Source organism: Sphingomonas sp. LR55, from assembly GCF_036856015.1.
Taxonomy (GTDB): domain Bacteria; phylum Pseudomonadota; class Alphaproteobacteria; order Sphingomonadales; family Sphingomonadaceae; genus Sphingomonas.
The window spans coordinates 2000684-2019247 of sequence record NZ_JASPFO010000001.1; the positions used below are offsets into that span (position 1 = coordinate 2000684).

An 18564-nucleotide genomic window follows, 5' to 3' on the forward strand; every position below is an offset into this window, starting at 1 on the left:
GCTCAGCCCTCCTGGCCGTCGGCTGCAGGTGCGTCGGTCGTTTCGGCCGGCGTGTCTGCTGCGGTGTTGCTGTTTGCGGTCTTGAGACCGGCGGGGAACGGTGCGTCGGCGTGACGCGCGACCTTCACCGAGTCCTTGACGAAGAGCCAGCCGCCCTTGGAGCCAGGAACCGAACCCTTGACGAACAGGAGACCACGCTCGACGTCCGTCGATACGATCTCAAGGTTCTGCTGGGTGCGATACTTGTCGCCCATGTGGCCGGCCATCTTCTTGTTCTTGAAGACCTTGCCCGGATCCTGGCGCTGACCGGTCGAACCAAGCGAACGGTGCGACACCGACACGCCGTGGGTTGCCCGCAGACCGCCGAAGCCCCAACGCTTCATGCCGCCCTGGAAGCCCTTACCCTGGGTCTTGCCCTGGATATCGACGATCTGGCCTGCGACGTAATGGTCGGCCGAGATCTCGGCGCCAACGTCGAGCAGGCCGTCTGCGTTCACGCGGAACTCATGGACGACAGCCTTGGGCTCCACTTCGGCCTTGCCGAAATGGCCGCGCTGCGGCTTTGCAACATTCTTCGACTTGGCGACACCTGCACCAAGCTGGACGGCAGTGTAGCCGTCACGATCCATTTCGCGAACGGAAACGACCTGATTGCCTTCGAGTGCCAGAACGGTGACCGGCACGTGCCGACCATCTTCCTGGAACAGGCGGGTCATCCCCATCTTCTTCGCGATCACGCCAGTACGCATGATCTTGTCCCTTCCTAGACAGAGGCCCCGTCGGACTATTCCTCGGGGGCTTGCGGACCATGTCCGGAGCGAGCTCCATGATGCGTCCACCTGACCCCATCCCCGGCAAATGCCCTGAATGGAGTCGGTTCAACCCGGTAAATACGAAACGTGACCCCGTCCCGGGCTGGTGCTTCCGCGAGTGCGGAAGCGTGACGGGGGACGCTGCCCCGTCGGTTTTCACCGACGGCGGTATCCCAATGTCGAACGGCGCGGGACCGTTACCGGTCGACCGCGCCGCGCCAGCCCTTAGGCGAGCTTGATCTCGACGTCAACGCCAGCGGCGAGGTCCAGCTTCATCAGCGCATCGACCGTCTGCGGCGTCGGCTGGACGATATCCAGCATACGCTTGTACGTACGCACCTCGAACTGCTCGCGCGACTTCTTGTCGATGTGCGGGCCGCGGTTCACGGTGAACTTTTCGATGCGCGTCGGAAGGGGAATCGGACCGCGGATGAGCGCGCCGGTGCGGCGTGCGGTGTCGGCGATGTCGCCAGTGGCCTGATCGAGCACACGGTGATCGAACGCCTTCAGACGAATGCGGATATTGCTGTCCATAGTCCCTACCGATGCGAAAGAGCGGGCCCGTTTCCGGGCTCTTGCTGGTTGATGTTTAAACCGAAGGCGGGCCATTACGGGAGAGTCGGGCGAAATGCAACCGGGGGGAGAGGGTTTTCCGGCTCAACTCGCCCGACAAATGCTACCCATCAATCCTCCCCCGCCAGGGGGAGGTGTCGCCAACGGCGACGGAGGGGAGGCATGCGATGCGGCTCGAAGGATCCCTACACGATCAAAGCAACGCCAAGCGCCTGCGAAAACAGATGACCCCGCCAGAGATAGCCCTGTGGCTGGCCCTACGAGGCAATGAAGAAGGCCTCCGCTTCCGTAAACAACACGCAGCAGGCCCCTACGTCCTGGACTTCTACTGCGCCCCAGCCCGACTCGCGATCGAAGTTGACGGCGAAGCTCACAACCGAGGCGATCGTCCCGACCGAGACGTAACGCGCGACGCTTGGCTGGTCGAGCAAGACATCCGCGTCCCCCACTACCCAGCTCGCGAAATGCTGGCCAACCTCAACGACGTCGTCCGCCAGATCACGTCCGTCGCACTCCAACGCCGAACCTCCATCGAGAGCTAATCGCCCCCTTCCCCTCCGACGCCTACGGCGCCACCTCCCCCTAGCGGGGGAGGATTGAGCCAAAAGCTGGATGGATGAGTTGGAGAGAGGAAGCGGACGTTGCCCCTTCCTCGTCAGCCAACGTAATAAAAGCCAGCCAACTTGCTTCTTGGGACGATGATCGCAATGCCTTCGCCGCCGTTGATAACCTTGTAGAAGGCGCCGGGGCGCTTCAGCCAACCCGGCACATCTCCAAGCGGAACGCCGCCGCTATTGTTGCAGCCGCCGAACGCGCCCTCGTAGAACGCTGGCTCTTCGCCGGCAGCTATAGGTGTGCTCTTCCAGTCAGCGGGCAGCACTACCTTGATCCCATTCTTAGACGTTCTCAGTCGGAACGTGCGGCTGGCAGAACTGTCCGTAATCTCGACGATCATGGCCTCGCAGGTTTCTCGAAGCCCTCCCTGACCGCCCACGAACAATGTCCGCTTTACCTCCAGTTCAGGGGAAAACGCTCCGAGGGCCATTTGGGCGAGCAGCCCGGCGAGAGCGCAATGATGGCCGCTAGCGCAGTGCTTTTTCCTAAAAGGTCCACTCGACGCCCCCGTTTGTTTCACTTCCCGTAAAAGGGAGGCTTAACGTTTGGTTGTGAGCGCAGCGGACCATCTCGACAAGCTTGCCGAACTAACTTTCACCCTCCTTCCCCAAACACGAAAAAGCCCGGCCTCTCTCGCGAGAAGCCGGGCTCTTTTCGATCACCTCCCGAAGGAGAAGATGCTTACTTGTCGATCTGGCTGACGACGCCTGCACCGACGGTACGGCCGCCCTCGCGGATCGTGAAGCGCTGGCCCACGTCCATGGCGATCGGTGCGATCAGCTTGATGCCGAGCGACACGTTGTCGCCTGGCATGACCATCTCGGTGCCCTCAGGCAGCTCCACGGTGCCGGTCACGTCCGTCGTACGGAAGTAGAACTGCGGGCGGTAGTTGGCGAAGAACGGCGTGTGACGGCCACCCTCTTCCTTCGACAGCACGTAGACTTCCGAGTTGAAGTCGGTGTGCGGCTTGATCGTGCCTGGCTTGCAGAGCACCTGGCCACGCTCGACTTCGTCGCGTGCAACGCCGCGGATCAGTGCGCCGACGTTATCGCCAGCCTGGCCCTGGTCGAGCAGCTTGCGGAACATCTCGACGCCCGTGACCGTGGTCTTGCGAACGGTCGGGTGGATACCGACGATCTCGACTTCCTCGCCAACCTTGACGATGCCCGTCTCGACGCGGCCGGTGACGACCGTACCACGACCCGAGATCGAGAACACGTCCTCGATTGGCATCATGAACGGCTTGTCGAGCGGACGCTCTGGCTGCGGGATGTAGTCGTCGACAGCCTGCATCAGCTCGGTAACGGCGTCGGCACCCAGCTTCTGGTTCGAACCCGACAATGCGCAGGTAGCCGAACCCTTGATGACGGGGATGTCGTCGCCCGGGAAGTCGTACGAGCTGAGCAGCTCGCGGATTTCCATCTCGACCAGCTCGAGGATTTCCTCGTCGTCGACCAGATCGACCTTGTTCATGAACACGACCATTGCGGGCACGCCGACCTGGCGTGCGAGCAGGATGTGCTCACGGGTCTGTGGCATCGGGCCATCGGTCGCCGAAACGACGAGGATCGCGCCGTCCATCTGGGCTGCGCCGGTGATCATGTTCTTCACATAATCGGCGTGGCCCGGGCAATCGACGTGCGCGTAGTGACGGTTGGCCGTCTCGTACTCGACGTGTGCGGTCGAGATCGTGATGCCGCGCTCGCGCTCCTCGGGAGCCTTGTCGATGTTGGCGAAGTCGACGGCGGTACCGCCGGTCGTCTCTGCCAGAACCTTCGTGATCGCAGCGGTGAGCGACGTCTTGCCATGATCGACGTGACCGATGGTGCCGATGTTGAGATGCGGCTTGTTCCGCTCAAATTTTGCCTTGGCCATTGTTTCCTACCTTCTGATTCGTATTCCGGTGCCACCCCGGGAACCGCGCGAACGCGGCCCAATAGCGGCTGTTAAAGCGTTGCGCCAGCCCCTGCCTCGATCAGGGAGCCGACACGGAAGTGAATTCCGTGTCGTCGGTCTTCGGGCAAGCCCGAGGCCGGCCGGCCTTTCGGTGTCTCGGAGCCAGGTTACCCTGGCTCCGTGTACCTCTGGCTTAGGCCAACTTCGCCTTCACCTCATCCGCAACGTTCTGCGGCACTTCGTCATAGTGCGAGAACTGCATCGAGTACTGCGCGCGGCCCTGCGTGAATGAACGGAGCGAGTTCACGTAGCCGAACATGTTAGCCAGCGGGACCATCGCCTCGACCGTCTGCGCGTTGCCGCGGCTGTCGGTGCCCTGGATCTGGCCACGACGGCTGTTCATGTCACCGATGACGTCGCCCAGATAATCCTCCGGGGTGACGACCTCGACCTTCATGACCGGCTCGAGCAGCGTGATGCCCGACTTCTGTGCCACTTCGCGCATTGCGCCACGTGCACAAATTTCGAACGCCAGTGCCGACGAGTCGACGTCGTGATACGCGCCGTCATACAGCACGATCTCGAAATCGATGATCGGGAAGCCGACCAGCGAACCCGACGCAGCGGTTTCGCGGAAGCCCTTCTCGATCGCAGGCAGATATTCCTTCGGAATGTTGCCGCCCTTGATCTCGTCCTTGAACGTGATGCCCGAACCGCGCTCGCCCGGCGTGACCTTAACCTTCACGCGACCGAACTGGCCGGTACCACCCGACTGCTTCTTGTGCGTGTAGTCGACGTCGACCGGCTTCTTCAGATACTCGCGGTATGCGACCTGAGGAGCGCCGACATTCGCCTCGACCTTGAACTCACGCTTCATGCGATCGACCAAGATCTCGAGATGGAGCTCGCCCATGCCCTTGATGATGGTCTGGCCCGACTCGGGGTCCGACGACACGCGGAACGAAGGATCCTCGCGTGCGAGACGATTGAGCGCGACGCCCATCTTCTCCTGGTCGGCCTTGGTCTTCGGCTCCACCGAAAGCTCGATCACGGGCTCGGGGAATTCCATCCGCTCGAGGATGATCGGTGCGTTCATCGCGCAGAGCGTGTCACCGGTCGTGGTATCCTTGAGACCCGCGAGAGCGACGATGTCGCCAGCGAAAGCCTCCTGGATGTCCTCACGGCTGTTCGCATGCATCAGCAGCATGCGACCGACCTTTTCCTTCTTGTCCTTGACCGAGTTGGTGACCTGCGATGCGGTCTCCAGCTTGCCCGAGTAGATGCGGGCGAAGGTCAGCGTACCGACGAACGGATCGTTCATGATCTTGAACGCCAGTGCCGAGAACGGAACGTCGTCCGACGAAGGACGCTCGTCCGGCGTCACGCCGTCGAGCTTCAGACCCTGGATCGCGGGAACGTCGAGCGGCGAAGGCAGATAGTCGACGACGGCGTCGAGCAAAGGCTGAACACCCTTGTTCTTGAACGCCGAACCGCAAACGACGGGGACGAACGCCATGCTCAGCGTACCCTTGCGGATCAGCTTCTTGAGGTCGGCGACGCTCGGCTCGTTACCTTCGAGATAGGCCTCCATGAGGGCATCGTCCTGCTCGACTGCCATCTCGATCAGCTCGCTGCGATACTTCGCGGCCTTATCGACCAGATCCGCGGGGATCTCGGCATATTCGAACTTCGCGCCCAGGCTCTCTTCCAGCCAGATGATTGCGCGGTTCTCGACGAGATCGACGAGACCCTTGAAGCCACCTTCCATGCCGATCGGAAGATACAGCACGGCCGGACGCGCACCGAGACGCTCGATGATCGAGTTCACGCAGAAGTAGAAATCGGCACCGGTGCGGTCGAGCTTGTTGACGAAGCACATGCGCGGGACGCCGTACTTGTCGGCCTGACGCCACACGGTCTCGGACTGCGGCTCGACGCCGGCAACGCCGTCGAAGCAGGCAACCGCGCCATCGAGCACGCGGAGCGAACGCTCGACTTCGATCGTGAAGTCGACGTGCCCAGGCGTATCGATGATGTTGATAAGGTGCTCTTCGCCCTTACCTTCTTCGGCGCGCCACTTGCAGGTGGTCGCAGCCGACGTGATCGTGATCCCGCGCTCCTGCTCCTGCTCCATCCAATCCATCGTCGCGGTGCCTTCGTGCACTTCGCCGATCTTATAGGACTTGCCGGTGTAATAGAGGATGCGCTCGGTCGTCGTCGTCTTGCCGGCGTCGATGTGCGCCATGATGCCGATGTTGCGGTAACGGTCGAGCGGATGGCTGCGGGCCATGATCGTGCTTCCTTAAGGATATGGGGAGCCGAACGTGCCGGCTCCCCAATATATAGGTGTTTGCATGACAGGCGAAAGACCGCCCGTCACACGGATAGCAATGCTAGGCTTCAAAGCCCGCTGTTACCAGCGGCAGGAAGCCCGCTGTTACCAGCGGTAGTGCGAGAATGCACGGTTGGCTTCCGCCATCCGGTGCGTATCTTCACGCTTCTTGACCGCGTTGCCACGGTTGTTGGCGGCGTCCATCAGCTCACCCGACAGCCGTGCGGCCATCGTGTTCTCGCTGCGCGAACGTGCCGCACCGATCAGCCAGCGAATCGCCAGCGCCTGTGCGCGCTCGGGACGAACCTCGACCGGCACCTGGTACGTTGCACCACCGACGCGGCGCGAACGGACTTCGATGCCCGGCTTCACGTTGTTCAGCGCATCGTGGAAAACGCCGATCGGATCGCGCTTGGCGCGCTGCTCGACGGTTTCGAATGCACCGTACACGATCAGCTCTGCGACGGACTTCTTGCCGTCCAGCATGACGCTGTTCATGAACTTCGACAGAACCTCATCCCCGAACTTGGGATCAGGCAGGATGACCCGCTTTTCGGGACGACGACGACGTGCCATTTTGTATTCCTTCTAAACTTCAGCCTTAGTGATCAGATACCTGACCGGCTTACTTCGGACGCTTGGCGCCGTACTTGGAACGCGACTGACGCCGGTCCTTCACACCCTGTGTATCGAGCACGCCGCGCAGGACGTGATAGCGAACACCGGGAAGATCGCGGACACGACCGCCACGGATCAGGACAACCGAATGCTCCTGAAGATTGTGGCCCTCACCCGGGATGTAGCTGATGACTTCGCGCTGGTTGGTCAGGCGAACCTTGGCCACCTTGCGCAGAGCCGAGTTCGGCTTCTTCGGGGTCGTCGTGTAGACGCGCGTGCAAACGCCACGCTTCTGCGGATTTGCTTCCATCGCAGGGACCTTCGACTTGGCCTTCTGCGGATCGCGGCCCTTGCGGACCAGCTGGTTGATCGTCGGCATTGAAGCCTTCACCTTTCAAGTGGTTACTTTGCTGGAGCCATGAGGCGCCTGAGAATACAAAAAGGACCATAGGAACGCGGAAGCGCCCCTCAGGTCCTGGAATGCATCCAGCAATGTTCAAGCATGCCCGGCGGGAAACACTCCCGAAGAACAGGCCGCGCCTATATGCGAGGACGGAGCTCGGGTCAACGGGGCGGAATCGCGAATGGCGATGTAAGCCCGCGAGTTAACCGAGCGGAAAACGTCGACGACATATCCGGCCGCGATGCTTCTGTCCCGAACTGCGTGGCAACTACCCCCGGGGTCCGGTGATGCTCTCCGCCACGGTGCTGGCACATGCAGCGCTTTGGCCCTTCGCGCCGAAGACGTGGATACCTTCCTCGTCCCGTGGCTTGATCATATCCGCGCGACAGGGCTGATCGGAGCCTTCGCGACCCCATTCAGCAATTACACTCCGCCATATCTGTACCTGCTAGCACTCATCACGCCGCTTGGTGCCGTGATGACAGACCTCACGTTGCTCAAGCTCCTCTCGGTGCTGGGCACGATCGCACTTTCAGGTGCGATGTGGCGCTTACTCACCGCGCTCGATGCGCCCTCGCCGAAACGCGCCGCAGCCTTGGCCTTGATGCTGCCATCGACCCTGCTCAACGCACCCTTGCTCGCACAGTGTGATGCGATGTGGGCTGCCGCCTGTGTCATGGCGCTCGCGATGGCCGTTGAGCACCGCCATGCGTCTATGCTCGCTTGGTTTGGCCTGGCGATCGCATTCAAATTGCAGGCGGCATTCTTCGGGCCGTTCGTCGTTGCGCTGCTCCTGAACCGGCAGGTTGGCTTCCGTCTATGGCTGATCGCCCCTGCCACCGCGTTCATAGCATTGCTACCTGCCTGGGCAGCGGGCTGGCCGATCGCCGACCTGCTGACGATCTACGTTCGCCAAACCAGCCATTTCAACCTACTATCGCTGAACGCGCCAAATCCTTGGATCATCATTCAGGCTCTGCCCGGCATTCAGGACCTGCCCATGGACGAGCTAGGCATGGCGATCGCGATCGCCGGAAGCGTCGTGTACATCGCCTGCCTAGCTTCACGGCGGGTCGCGCCGATGCGTATCCTGCCCGCCGCGCTGTTAGCCCCGTTGCTTGTGGTCAGCATGTTACCCCGCATGCACGAGCGCTACTTTTTCCTTGCCGACATCCTCGCCTTTGTCCTTGCGATGACAATGCGAAGCCGGGCGAGTTGGTCGATCGCCATTCTCTGTCAGGCAGGCTCGACACTCGCCATTCTTGGCTATGTGGCCGACACCCAGGCGCTTTCGATGCTCGGCGCCGTCGCTATGATCGTTGCAACCTACCGCGTCACGAAGCTCGTTACCCGGCCAGTAGATAGCGGGTCCGCAGAAACGCATGCGACGATTGGCTGCGGAACCGCCACCCGCTCCGTACCGACTAGCGGCAAGCCCCTGAGCGTTAACGCCTGATCGGCGGCGTTGCGATAGCCGCCAGCAGCGCCTTCTCAAATCGCGCCGGATCCTCGACCTGTGGCGAGTGGCCCAGCCCTTCTAGCATCACCAGGGTCGCATTCGGCATCTGCTTGACGGCACGCGGCGCCACCATCGGGATCGGTTCGAGAAACTTGCGCAAGTTCGTCGGGGCCTGCGCGCGGCCGAAAGCCGTCTTATCGAGCGTGCCGACGATTAGCGTCGTAGGAGGCGTGATCCGGTAAAGTTCGTGCGCGACCGGCTGCGTCTTGATCATCTCGCTGGTCTTGGCTTGGGCGAGCGCGACGGTATCGCGGCCCGGCCCTTGGTACATCCCCGCCTGCATCCAGACCCAGCGATCGTAGGACGGCTTCCACACGCCGTGGTAATAGTTCTCGAGCTGATACGCCTTGATCGACGCGTAGCTCGTCTTCTTCTCGCCCGCCCAGAGCGTGTCGACGTCGGCATAGGGCACGCCCTCCTCGCCGCGATCCTTCAGGCCGAGCGGATTGACGAGCACCAGCTTCTCGACCGACGCCGGGTAGAGAATGGCGTATCGCATCGCGAGCATACCGCCCATCGAATGCCCGACGATCGTCGCCCGCGTGATGCCGCGCGATTCGAGGAGCCGCTTGGTGAACGTCGCCAGCATCTCGAAGCTATATTGTGCCGCGCGGGGCTTGGACGATTTGCAGAAGCCGATCTGGTCGGGAACGATCACGCGGTAACCGACCTCGCTCAGCGCCCGCGCGGTGCTGCCCCAGGTCGCGCCACAGAAGTTCTTGCCGTGGAGGAGGACGACGGTGCGGCCATTGGGACGCTGCGGCGCGATATCCATGAACGCCATCTGTGCGGGCGCACCGACGATATCGACCTCCATCGTCTGGACCGGCCAGGGATAGGTGAAGCGTTCGAGCTGCGGCCCGAGGTCGGGCACCTGCGGCGCCGGCACCGGCCCCGCACCCATCAGCAGCGCCGCGACCGGCAGCGCCAGCATCCCCAAACTTGCTCGCATACGATTACGCTTTCCTACATCCCACGATACGGCGTACGGTTAACGGGCAAACACGACCGCGCGCAACGCATCATCCTTATTGGTGACGAATTGCACGCGAGGCGCTTGCCCTGCGCGAAAACGCTGGGTAAGGGGCGCGTCCGTGTAGGAGTGTAGCTCAGTTGGTTAGAGCGTCGGTCTCCAAAACCGAAGGCCCTCGGTTCGAATCCGAGCACTCCTGCCACCCCCTTTAAATTCCGATTTCGAACGGCACCGTTTCCCGCGGTGCCTTCGCACGCCCATCACGATTGCAGAAAATGCATTTCATAATGCAATTTTCGCAATTGCTCTATGATGTGCTGCGATGCACAACGATCAGGCCTTTCAGGCATCCTCTCCTAAAAACTTTCATGGCCGGTCTTGTACCGGCCTTTTTTTCGTCCGCGATGCGCGTACACCGTTCGTGCCGTCGTCAAGCCGAACGATAAAAAGAAACCGTGGGAGCGGAGCCGCCGGTGAAACCGGCACCGGCAAGACGATCGTGCGGGGGATCGAGTGACCCAAGCGCTCTCCCCCGCCACTTCTCCGGCCATGCGCCACGTCTGCGCCCACGCGCCACCTCTTCCTCCCACGTGCCACGCCTCCGGCCAGGCGACCGCTCTTCTGAACGTCGCCCCGCCCCTCTCCGGCCGCGCACTTGCTTTCACCTGTGACGGCAGCTATCTGCCGCGCTTCCGACAGCGAGGACGGACCTGCCGCCGCGGCCCTTCACAGGGAGCGGCTAGTCGGTCTATGCCTCGCATCTCAGTTTCTCAATCAGCGGGTTCGAAGAACATCGTGGCGAAGACGTCCCCCTCGAATTCATCCAGCAGGTCCGCAACGAGACCGCGAAGGTCACGTGGCCGACGCGTCGCGAGACGGTCATGACCGGCGTGATGGTGGTGATCATGACGACGATCCTCGCGCTGTTCTTCCTGGGCGTCGACTCGATCCTGCAAGCGATCGTCTCCGCCCTCCTCAAACTCGCTCAGTAAGCAAGGTTCCGTCATGGCGCGCTGGTACATCATTCACGCCTATTCGGGCTTCGAGGGCAAGGTCCGCGACTCGATCATGGCCGAGGCGACCCGGATGGGTCTCGAACAGCTCGTCGAGCAGATCGAAGTCCCGACCGAAACAACGACCGAAGCCCGTCGCGGCAAGAAGATCGCGGTCGAGCGCAAGTTCATGCCGGGCTATGTGCTCGCCAAGCTGAACATGAACGACGACGTGTATCACCTGGTGAAGAACACGCCGAAGGTCACCGGCTTCCTCGGCAGCATGGGCAAGCCGCAGGCGATCAGCGAGGCGGAAGCCACGCGGATGCTGAACAGCAAGGAAGAAGCAGCCGCTGCGCCCAAGCAGAAGGTCAAGGTCGACTACGAGATCGGCGATCAGGTCAAGGTCCTCGACGGCCCGTTCGCGACCTTCAACGGGCTTGTGGAAGAACTCGACTTCGACCGCAGCCGCGTCAAGGTTTCGGTGTCGATCTTCGGGCGTGCGACCCCGGTCGAGCTCGAGTTCGAGCAGGTCGAACGCAGCAAGTAAGGCCAAGCCGCACGCGATCAGCCATGGGCTGATCGCGAGACGGCGCCAGCCCGGCCGGCGGGCCATCGGCCCGGCCTACGACGCGGGATTTACTCGCGCGTCGCGCTTTGGGGAAAGCCAAGCTCTACAATTATATCACGCCCGCGTGTCGTCCTGATTAGAATTAGCGCTGCGGTGCTGTCGCAATACTGGACAGGTCGGTGGTCGTGTCGATCGGCAGGCCCGCGTCTTTTCGTTCCGAATACCGGTCGACGAGCTGAGCGGTGTGAGGCCGCAGTAGAACGGTAAAGCGCACCAGCTCCTCAATCACATCCACAATCCGGTCGTAGTAGCTGGACGGTTTCATCCGGCCGGCGTCGTCAAACTCGTTGAATGCCTTGGCGACTGACGACTGGTTCGGGATCGTGACCATCCGCATCCAACGGCCGAGAACGCGGAGCGTGTTGACGCTGTTGAAGGACTGCGATCCGGCCGATACCTGCATGACAGCGAGAGTCCGGCCCTGCGTCGGTCGCATTCCGCCCATCGACAGGGGCAGGTGATCGACTTGGAGCTTCATGATGCCGGTTATCTGGCCGTGCCGCTCGGGGCTGCACCATACATGCCCCTCAGACCACATCGACAGTTCGCGCAGCTCGTGGACAGCCGGGTGATCGTCCCCAGTCACTTGGTCGGGGAGCGGTAGCGTGGCGGGATCAAAGATGCGTGTCTCGCAGCCGAAGAATTGCAACAGGCGGGCGGCTTCCTCGACACACAGCCGCGAAAAGGACCGTTCCCGCAGAGAGCCGTAAAGCAGCAGGATGCGCGGGGAGGATCATCGGCCCCCAACCCGAGGGCGGGACGGTCGAGCGCATAGCGGCGATCGAGCGCGGGCAGGTGGTCAGGATCGGAGACCGTGCGAAGCGGCATTACAGACTGAGCCTTATGGCGAGGGCGGCGAGGGTCACCAGCAGCACCGGAATCGTCAGCGTCGCGCCGACCTTGAAGTAATAGCCCCAGCCGATGCGGATGCCCTTTTGCCCGAGGACGTGCAGCCACAACAGCGTCGCGAGCGAGCCGATCGGCGTGATTTTCGGCCCGAGGTCGCAACCGATCACGTTGGCGTAGATCATCGCTTCCTTGATCGTACCGGTGGCGTGGGTCGCGTCGATCGACAGGGCACCCACCAGCACGGTCGGCATATTGTTCATCACCGACGACAGCAGCGCGGCGATGATCCCGGTGCCGAACGCCGCGCCCCACACGCCGCCTTGCGCGGTGCGATCGAGCAGGCCGGCAAGGTGGTCGGTCAAGCCGGCATTTCGCAGGCCATAGACGACCAGGTACATGCCGAGCGAGAAGATCACGACCTGCCACGGCGCGCCCGCCAGCACCTTGCGGGTCTGGATAACGTGTCCGCGCGCGGCGATGATGAGCAGGAGGACCGCGCCGGTAGCGGCCACGGCGCTGACCGGCATGCCGATCGGTTCGAGCAGAAAGAAGCCGGCGAGCAGCAGGGCGAGAACGACCCAGCCCGCCTTGAACGTGGCATGATCGCGGATCGCATCACCGGGCGTGCGGAGCTGCGCCACATCGTAATTCGCCGGTATGTCGCGCCGGAAGAACAGCAGCAGCGCAACCAGTGTCGCGGCTATCGACGCCAGATCGACTGGCACCATCACCGAGGCATAATCGGCAAAGCCGATCCCGAAGAAGTCGGCCGACACGATGTTGACGAGGTTGGAGACGATCAGCGGCAGGCTGGCGGTATCGGCGATGAACCCCGCAGCCATCACGAACGCCAGCGTCGCCTTGTCCTTGTATCCTAGCGCGCGCAGCATCGCGATGACGATCGGCGTCAGGATCAGGGCCGCGCCATCATTGGCGAACAGCGCCGACACCGCCGCGCCGAGCAGGACGATAAGCACGAATAGCCGACGACCATGCCCCCGGCCCCAGCGTGCGACATGGAGCGCCGCCCATTCGAAGAACCCAGCTTCATCGAGCAACAGGCTGACGATGATGATCGCGACGAATGTCGCGGTTGCGTTCCAGACGATACCCCACACCACCGGCAAGTCAGAGAGCGAGACGACCCCGACGAGCAGCGCAATCGCGGCTCCGCCCAATGCGCTCCACCCGATACCGAGACCTTTGGGCTGCCAGATGACGAGCGCGATCGTCGCGACGAAGATAGCGAGCGCAGGCAGCATTAGGCGACGCGCTGACCAGCGGCGTCCACGACCTGTTCGCCGTCTTCCTTGGCAAACGCACCCTGTTGCGGCTCGGGCAGCAGATCGAGGACCACTTCGGACGGTCGGCACAGCTTCACGCCGATCGGCGAGACGACCAGCGGCCGGTTGATGAGGACCGGATGCGCCGTCATCGCATCCACCAGTGCGTCGTCGGACAGCGACGTGTCGCCCAAGCCCAGCTCCGCATAGGGCGTGCCCTTCTCACGCAGCAGATCGCGGGGCGTGATCCCGGCGCGATCGATCAGCTCGACCAGCAGCGCGCGCGAGGGCGGCGTCTTCAGATATTCGACCACATGCGGCTCGATGCCGGCATTGCGGATCATCGCCAGCGTGTTGCGCGACGTGCCGCACTCGTGGTTGTGATAGATCACGATATCGACGGCCACGCTCTGGTAGGTCATCTGGGCGTCCTTTCAGCAGCAGGGGTGAGTTCGGCCAGAAGCGGCGCGCACAGCTCGGGCGAACCGGCGCAGCAATCCTTGACGAGAAACAGTGTTAGCGCGCGCAGCCCGTCCAGATCGGCGCGGTAGATGATGGACCGGCTAAGCCGTTCGGAGCGCACGATGCCGGCACGGGACAGAATGCCGAGGTGAGACGACATGGTGTTCTGTGGCACGTCGAGCTGACGGGATATCTCCCCTGCCGCCATTCCGTCCGGCTCGTGGCGGACCAGCAGGCGAAACACGTCTAGCCGGGTACCTTGCGCCAGCGCGCCGAGCGCTATGATAGCTGATTCGTTATCCATATATCCAGCATAGACGATATTTCGATAGTGACGCTAGTTACTGCGTTCGGAGCAGCACTCAGGCGTTGCTTGTCCGGCGCAGCGGACACCCCCTTCACGACACAAACCGGCACCGCTATGCCCCCTTCCAATCCTTCAAACGCCACCCGCCAAACAGCGCGACGCTCGAATCATACGGCACCTTCGTCGGGTCGGCCTTGCTCCAGCCGGTGACCTGATCGAGCGCTGGCAGGCGTATCGGATTCGGGATCGGATACGGGTTGGTCAGCGTCGGTTCGCCGCGTTCGTTGCGGGCGGCTTCGGCGAGGTCGAAGGCTTCGCGGTCGCGGGCTTGGCGGGCTTCGTACATTGCCGACAGGCGGTAGCTGTGCGCTTCGCTCGATTCACCGCGGCGGCGTTTGATGTGGGGCGGTTCCTCCTGGAGGTGGACCGTCTTGGCGTGGAGGTGGAGGAGTTGCAGCGCCTGGTTCGCGGTCATCGGCGGGATCGGTGGGGGATCGTTGTGGCGCCATTCGTCATGGTCGTGCGCGCCGGGCAGCGATCCGGCGAGCAGCGCCGACTCGACCTGTTCGTAGCCGGCCTCCAGCGCGAGGCGCATCTCGCGGGCGAAGGCGGGACTGGCTTTGCGGCGGGCGTAGAAGGCGGAGTGGCTGAAGCCGGCGGCGGCGGCCGAGAGGCGGATGTTGGCGGTGGCGGAGAGCGCGGTGAGGAAGGCTTGCTCGGCGGCGTGACCCAGGCGGTTGGCGGTCGGGCGGCGGAGCTGGAGGCGGCCGTTGGCGGTTCTTGTCGTGGTGGGGGTGGTGTCGATGCGTCGCGTTTGGGGCGAGCCCCCTCCACCCCCGACCTCTGGTCGGCGGTCCCCCTCCCCGTTTCGGGGAGGATCTTTGAGGGCGGCGGAGGCGAACGCTAGGGCGGCGTCCCATTTTGCGGCGAAGGCGGGGTGGATGGCGCGGCGCTTGGTGAAGGTGGAGCGGTTATAGCCGAGCGCGCGGGCGGCTTCGCGAGCGTTGCCGGTGCGGCGGAGCCCGGCGAGGAACGCGGCGTTCTGCGCGGCCTGTCGGCGGGTGAACTGGTCGGGGGTGGACGGGCGTGGCATCCCACGGGGGTCTGCCTCGAAATCCTACATTGCAAGCGCGCCGGAGCGTCGGGCGCCGAGTGGCTCGAGAGCGGTTGGAGAATGGCGCGGGCGATGTAGGCCATCGTTCGCAGGATTAGGCGAGGTGGCCATGGTTCGGGGAGAAGCCGGTGGTCGTGGGGTGTGGTGGTGCACTGTGCTGATGCTGGAGAGCGGGCCTATGCCAGACGGTTGAGCGTAGCAGGCGGTGATCCAGACGCGCGACTGGCCGGTGCATGTCACGTACCGCATGCCGGGTGCGCATCCGGCATGGGGTGATCGATCCGGTGCAGCTGCGGCGACGCTTTCGAATCTTCCCCCGCCTGGGGGAGGTGGCTGGCGCTTGCCAGACGGAGGGGGCGGTCGGCGAAACCTTTGTTCCGTGCCCTCCCCCTCCGTCACCTTCGGTGCCACCTCCCCCTGGCGGGGAGGATTGAGGCCTGCGCTTAGAAGCCGACGCTGATCGTGCCGAACACCTGGCGGGGGGCGACCGGGAACTGGTTGAAGGTCCCGCTCGCCGCGCCGATGCTGAGCGTCGAGGCGGCGCGCTTGTTGGTGATGTTCGTCACGTTGAGGCTGACCGTCGCGGTCTTGACGATCTGCCCTTCCGACAGCGGCACGCGCGCGGCGATCCGGCCGGACAGCGTGAAGTAGGACGCGACCGACAAGTCGTTGGTGTAGGTCGCGAACCGCTTGCCGATGTAGTCGCCGACCAGCTGCGCGTCGAAGATGCCGTAATTGGCCGAGGCGACGAACTTGTTGAGCCAGTCGGGGCTGCCCGGCACCTTCTTGCCCGCGGTGGCGACCGTCGTCGTGCCGCTGACGTAATTCTCCTCGTAGCGCGAGTTGTTGTATGACAGCGCGTCGTAGAACGAGAAATGCGGGCCAAAGCGCAGCGTGCCGGCGATGTCGATGCCGTCTGTCTTCACCGCGCCGACATTCTGCAGGATCGCCGCGCCGCTGACCACCGCGGTGACCACCGGGTTCGGGCTGATGCCGAGCAGGCGGTTGCTGAAGTCGACGTGATAGACGCTGACCTGGCCCTCGAACGCGGTGATCGGACCGAGGTTCAGCCCATGATGCGAGCGAATGCCGCCCTCGTAGGTCCAGCTGGTTTCGGGCTCGACATCCTGCTTGAACAGGTCGAACGCGGCCTGGCTGCCGAGTGCGAATGGGGACAGGCCTGCGGCGGCGCTGGTCTGGAACTGGCGAATGTTCTTCTGGACGTTGACGAACACCTGCTCGTTGTCGGTCGCGTCCCACAGCGCGCCGAGCTGCGGCAGGAAGTATTTGTGCGTGTCGATCTTGCCGACCGGCAGCGCGACCGAGCCGGTGAACGAGCCCGGGATCGGCTGCGTGGGCACTCGCTGCGACGCGTTCTGGAACGTGCTCTTGACGCCGCCCTGGATCGTCAGGCTCGGCAAGACCTTCCAGCTGTCCTGGATGTGCGCCTGATATTCGTCGACGCGGACTTCGCTGTGATATTGCGTGATCAGCGGGGTCAGATTGTCGCGCGGGCGCTGGTAGGGCGTGGTCGGATCGTTGACCGGGAACGGATACCAGCGGCGATAGGCGGACGAGCTCTGATGCTCGTACCAGGCGCCGAACTCGATATGATGCGCGCCGAGATCGATGCCGACGGTGGAGACGACGCCTCCGCGGGCGATGCGGTATTCGGTGGTGCGCGTCGCGAGCCCCGAGCCGCCGAAGACGGTCGTGAGGTTCTGGCCGGGGTAGTAGAACGAGAACAGCTTGGGCAGGCCGGCGACGTCGATCGGGCCGCCGATGATGCCGACGCCGTCATTGTGATGATAATAGGCCTGGTTCGAGAAGGTCACGCGGTCGCTGACGTTCCAGTCGTATTTGATGTAGCCGAGATAATCGGTGCGCGCCGCGACGCCGTAGTAATTGCGGTAGTTCGAGCCGTCGGCCTTGTACGCGCCCGAGTTCAGGTAGTTGAGCATGCCCTGGAAATTGGGGAACATGAACGGGCGGACGTACGGCGCGGTGCCTTGCGTCGCGGTGGTGATGACGGTCGAATCCTCGTTTGGCTCGGTCTTGTCCGAATAGGCCGCGTAGACCGTCAGCTTGCCGTTCGAATCGTCGTGGACGAACTTCGCGTTGGCCTGATAGCCGCCCTGGATACCGTCGAAGTCCCACGCCTTCGCCTTCTGGCGCGAGCCCGAGATGTAGAAGCTGTTGCCGTTGCCGAAGGTGCCGCTGTCGACGCGCGCGAACAGCCGCGAGGTCGAGTGACTGCCGAGCGTCTGGTCGACCTGGACGCCCATGTCCTTGCGCGGATCGCTCGAGAAGGTGTCGATCGTGCCGCCGAGGTTGCTGGTCGACGCGGTGCCGAGATCGCCCGCGCCGCTGGCCAGCGTGACGCGCGAGACGTTCTCCGAAATGATCGCACGCTGCGGCGACAGGCCGTTGTAATTGCCGTAATTCTGGTCGCCGAGCGGCAGGCCGTCGAGCGTGTAGCCGAGCTGCTGCGCGTTGAAGCCGTGGACGAACAGCGAGATGTTCTGCTCGTTGTTGCCCCACGGATCGGCGGTCAGGAAGGTGACGCCGGGCAATGTCTGGAGCGCCTTTAGCGGGCTGACGCCGGGGAGGATCTTCTGCATGTCGACGCCGCTGATCTGCGCCACCGAGCGCGTGGCGGTGCCGGTGACGACGATGGTGTCGTCCTGGCCTGCGGAGGTGGTCGCCTGTCCTGGCTCCGGCGCCGGTGTGGGAACGCTCGAGCCGGGCTCGGCATCCTTGGCGACCAGCGATTGCGCATAGGCGGGCGATACGCCGAGTACGGCAACACCGACAGCGCCGCACAACAGCCGTGCGGCCGTACGAGAAAACATCGTCATTCTTGAAAACCCCTAGCGAGATCGATCGATCGTCACTCCCGAGGCGGCACCTATGGGCGCGTCGCGACAGTCGGGTGACGGTTTCGCTACAGATTTAATTTGGGAGACGGGTGTGGGGATCGGGTGTCACTCTGCCGGATCTGTTCACGCAATGGCGCGAAGAGCAGAAGATTCGGGGTTCGCGCGGAGGCGCGGAGGCGCGGAGAAGAAGTAAGGTAGGGCAGGTGTTGCCGCTTTGCGGGTTTTGGGGTATGCGCGCCGGCTTCCACCTTCACTGTTGGAATTGCGGGAGGTTGCCGAAGGGTAGCCGCTATCACCGCTAGGCTC

At 63.2% G+C, this 18564-nt stretch carries 17 protein-coding genes, 1 tRNA gene and 1 pseudogene; 5 read left to right on the forward strand and 14 right to left on the reverse strand.

Features of this window, described 5'->3' with window-relative positions; all coding sequences use genetic code 11:
- Positions 1-2: 2 nt before the first annotated feature.
- Positions 3-749: a 50S ribosomal protein L3 gene (gene rplC / locus QP181_RS09465; protein ID WP_056060507.1), complete on the reverse strand. Its 747-nt coding sequence runs from the start codon at positions 747-749 to the stop codon at positions 3-5.
- A 288-nt stretch (positions 750-1037) separates the two neighbouring features.
- Positions 1038-1346, reverse strand: a complete 309-nt coding sequence (gene rpsJ / locus QP181_RS09470; RefSeq protein WP_007406109.1) for a 30S ribosomal protein S10 — start codon at positions 1344-1346, stop codon at positions 1038-1040.
- A gap of 263 nt (positions 1347-1609) precedes the next feature.
- Between rpsJ and QP181_RS09475 the strand changes: the two genes are divergently transcribed.
- On the forward strand, positions 1610-1927 hold the full coding sequence (locus QP181_RS09475) for an endonuclease domain-containing protein (RefSeq protein WP_333929606.1): 318 nt from the start codon (positions 1610-1612) through the stop codon (positions 1925-1927).
- A gap of 113 nt (positions 1928-2040) precedes the next feature.
- Here the strand turns inward: QP181_RS09475 and QP181_RS09480 are convergent, their stop codons facing one another.
- The 5 genes from QP181_RS09480 to rpsL all read right to left on the reverse strand — a co-directional run bounded on the left by QP181_RS09480 (position 2041) and on the right by rpsL (position 7225).
- Positions 2041-2340 carry a hypothetical protein gene (locus QP181_RS09480; RefSeq protein WP_333928360.1) on the reverse strand — a complete coding sequence of 100 codons (300 nt, stop codon included), beginning with the start codon at positions 2338-2340 and terminating at the stop codon, positions 2041-2043.
- A gap of 341 nt (positions 2341-2681) precedes the next feature.
- Positions 2682-3875: an elongation factor Tu gene (gene tuf, locus QP181_RS09485; RefSeq protein ID WP_031393767.1), complete on the reverse strand. Its 1194-nt coding sequence runs from the start codon at positions 3873-3875 to the stop codon at positions 2682-2684.
- Positions 3876-4089: 214 nt separating this feature from the next.
- The gene (gene fusA, locus QP181_RS09490) at positions 4090-6186 is read right to left on the reverse strand and encodes an elongation factor G (RefSeq protein ID WP_333928361.1); all 2097 of its coding nucleotides are present in this window, start codon (positions 6184-6186) and stop codon (positions 4090-4092) included.
- Positions 6187-6333: 147 nt separating this feature from the next.
- Positions 6334-6804, reverse strand: a complete 471-nt coding sequence (rpsG, locus tag QP181_RS09495; protein WP_055872660.1) for a 30S ribosomal protein S7 — start codon at positions 6802-6804, stop codon at positions 6334-6336.
- A 49-nt stretch (positions 6805-6853) separates the two neighbouring features.
- Positions 6854-7225: a 30S ribosomal protein S12 gene (rpsL, locus tag QP181_RS09500; protein ID WP_010164594.1), complete on the reverse strand. Its 372-nt coding sequence runs from the start codon at positions 7223-7225 to the stop codon at positions 6854-6856.
- A 367-nt stretch (positions 7226-7592) separates the two neighbouring features.
- Between rpsL and QP181_RS09505 the strand changes: the two genes are divergently transcribed.
- Entirely contained in the window at positions 7593-8705 is a 1113-nt protein-coding gene (locus QP181_RS09505) for a putative hexosyltransferase (protein ID WP_333928362.1), read from the forward strand.
- On the opposite strand, the gene QP181_RS09510 is transcribed toward QP181_RS09505, so the two are convergent.
- The gene (locus QP181_RS09510; protein ID WP_333928363.1) at positions 8695-9702 is read right to left on the reverse strand and encodes an alpha/beta fold hydrolase; all 1008 of its coding nucleotides are present in this window, start codon (positions 9700-9702) and stop codon (positions 8695-8697) included. The genes QP181_RS09505 and QP181_RS09510 overlap by 11 nt on opposite strands.
- A gap of 164 nt (positions 9703-9866) precedes the next feature.
- Here QP181_RS09510 and QP181_RS09515 point away from each other — a divergent pair.
- From QP181_RS09515 to nusG, 3 genes are all read left to right on the forward strand, one after another.
- Positions 9867-9943 (forward strand) — tRNA-Trp (locus tag QP181_RS09515).
- A 571-nt stretch (positions 9944-10514) separates the two neighbouring features.
- On the forward strand, positions 10515-10733 hold the full coding sequence (gene secE, locus QP181_RS09520; RefSeq protein ID WP_333924229.1) for a preprotein translocase subunit SecE: 219 nt from the start codon (positions 10515-10517) through the stop codon (positions 10731-10733).
- Between the two features lie 13 nt (positions 10734-10746).
- The gene (nusG, locus tag QP181_RS09525) at positions 10747-11283 is read left to right on the forward strand and encodes a transcription termination/antitermination protein NusG (protein ID WP_055872668.1); all 537 of its coding nucleotides are present in this window, start codon (positions 10747-10749) and stop codon (positions 11281-11283) included.
- A 163-nt stretch (positions 11284-11446) separates the two neighbouring features.
- Here the strand turns inward: nusG and arsH are convergent.
- The 6 genes and pseudogenes from arsH to QP181_RS09555 form a co-directional block, all read right to left on the reverse strand.
- A pseudogene (arsH, locus tag QP181_RS09530) lies at positions 11447-12192 on the reverse strand (arsenical resistance protein ArsH).
- A complete protein-coding gene (locus QP181_RS09535; protein ID WP_333928364.1) occupies positions 12192-13475 on the reverse strand; it encodes an arsenic transporter in 1284 nt (427 codons plus the stop codon). Before QP181_RS09535 ends, arsH begins: the two are co-directional and overlap by 1 nt.
- Positions 13475-13918, reverse strand: a complete 444-nt coding sequence (gene arsC / locus QP181_RS09540) for an arsenate reductase (glutaredoxin) (protein ID WP_333928365.1) — start codon at positions 13916-13918, stop codon at positions 13475-13477. The genes QP181_RS09535 and arsC overlap by 1 nt, the downstream gene beginning before the upstream one ends.
- A complete protein-coding gene (locus tag QP181_RS09545; RefSeq protein WP_333928366.1) occupies positions 13915-14262 on the reverse strand; it encodes an ArsR/SmtB family transcription factor in 348 nt (115 codons plus the stop codon). The genes arsC and QP181_RS09545 overlap by 4 nt, the downstream gene beginning before the upstream one ends.
- A 115-nt stretch (positions 14263-14377) precedes the next feature.
- The gene (locus QP181_RS09550) at positions 14378-15358 is read right to left on the reverse strand and encodes a hypothetical protein (protein WP_333928367.1); all 981 of its coding nucleotides are present in this window, start codon (positions 15356-15358) and stop codon (positions 14378-14380) included.
- Positions 15359-15822: 464 nt separating this feature from the next.
- The gene (locus tag QP181_RS09555; RefSeq protein WP_333928368.1) at positions 15823-18231 is read right to left on the reverse strand and encodes a TonB-dependent receptor; all 2409 of its coding nucleotides are present in this window, start codon (positions 18229-18231) and stop codon (positions 15823-15825) included.
- Positions 18232-18564: the final 333 nt, after the last annotated feature.

Bases quoted from the DNA above. Each gene is read 5' to 3' on its own strand.
- rpsJ (WP_007406109.1), bottom strand. From the start codon at position 1,346: ATGGACAGCAATATCCGCATTCGTCTGAAGGCGTTCGATCACCGTGTG.
- QP181_RS09510 (WP_333928363.1), bottom strand. From the start codon at position 9,702: ATGCTGGCGCTGCCGGTCGCGGCGCTGCTGATGGGTGCGGGGCCGGTG.
- QP181_RS09475 (WP_333929606.1), top strand. From the start codon at position 1,610: ATGACCCCGCCAGAGATAGCCCTGTGGCTGGCCCTACGAGGCAATGAA.
- rpsG (WP_055872660.1), bottom strand. From the start codon at position 6,804: ATGGCACGTCGTCGTCGTCCCGAAAAGCGGGTCATCCTGCCTGATCCC.
- arsC (WP_333928365.1), bottom strand. From the start codon at position 13,918: ATGACCTACCAGAGCGTGGCCGTCGATATCGTGATCTATCACAACCAC.
- QP181_RS09555 (WP_333928368.1), bottom strand. From the start codon at position 18,231: ATGTTTTCTCGTACGGCCGCACGGCTGTTGTGCGGCGCTGTCGGTGTT.
- QP181_RS09545 (WP_333928366.1), bottom strand. From the start codon at position 14,262: ATGGATAACGAATCAGCTATCATAGCGCTCGGCGCGCTGGCGCAAGGT.
- tuf (WP_031393767.1), bottom strand. From the start codon at position 3,875: ATGGCCAAGGCAAAATTTGAGCGGAACAAGCCGCATCTCAACATCGGC.
- QP181_RS09480 (WP_333928360.1), bottom strand. From the start codon at position 2,340: ATGATCGTCGAGATTACGGACAGTTCTGCCAGCCGCACGTTCCGACTG.
- QP181_RS09550 (WP_333928367.1), bottom strand. From the start codon at position 15,358: ATGCCACGCCCGTCCACCCCCGACCAGTTCACCCGCCGACAGGCCGCG.
- rpsL (WP_010164594.1), bottom strand. From the start codon at position 7,225: ATGCCGACGATCAACCAGCTGGTCCGCAAGGGCCGCGATCCGCAGAAG.
- rplC (WP_056060507.1), bottom strand. From the start codon at position 749: ATGCGTACTGGCGTGATCGCGAAGAAGATGGGGATGACCCGCCTGTTC.
- QP181_RS09535 (WP_333928364.1), bottom strand. From the start codon at position 13,475: ATGCTGCCTGCGCTCGCTATCTTCGTCGCGACGATCGCGCTCGTCATC.
- fusA (WP_333928361.1), bottom strand. From the start codon at position 6,186: ATGGCCCGCAGCCATCCGCTCGACCGTTACCGCAACATCGGCATCATG.
- nusG (WP_055872668.1), top strand. From the start codon at position 10,747: ATGGCGCGCTGGTACATCATTCACGCCTATTCGGGCTTCGAGGGCAAG.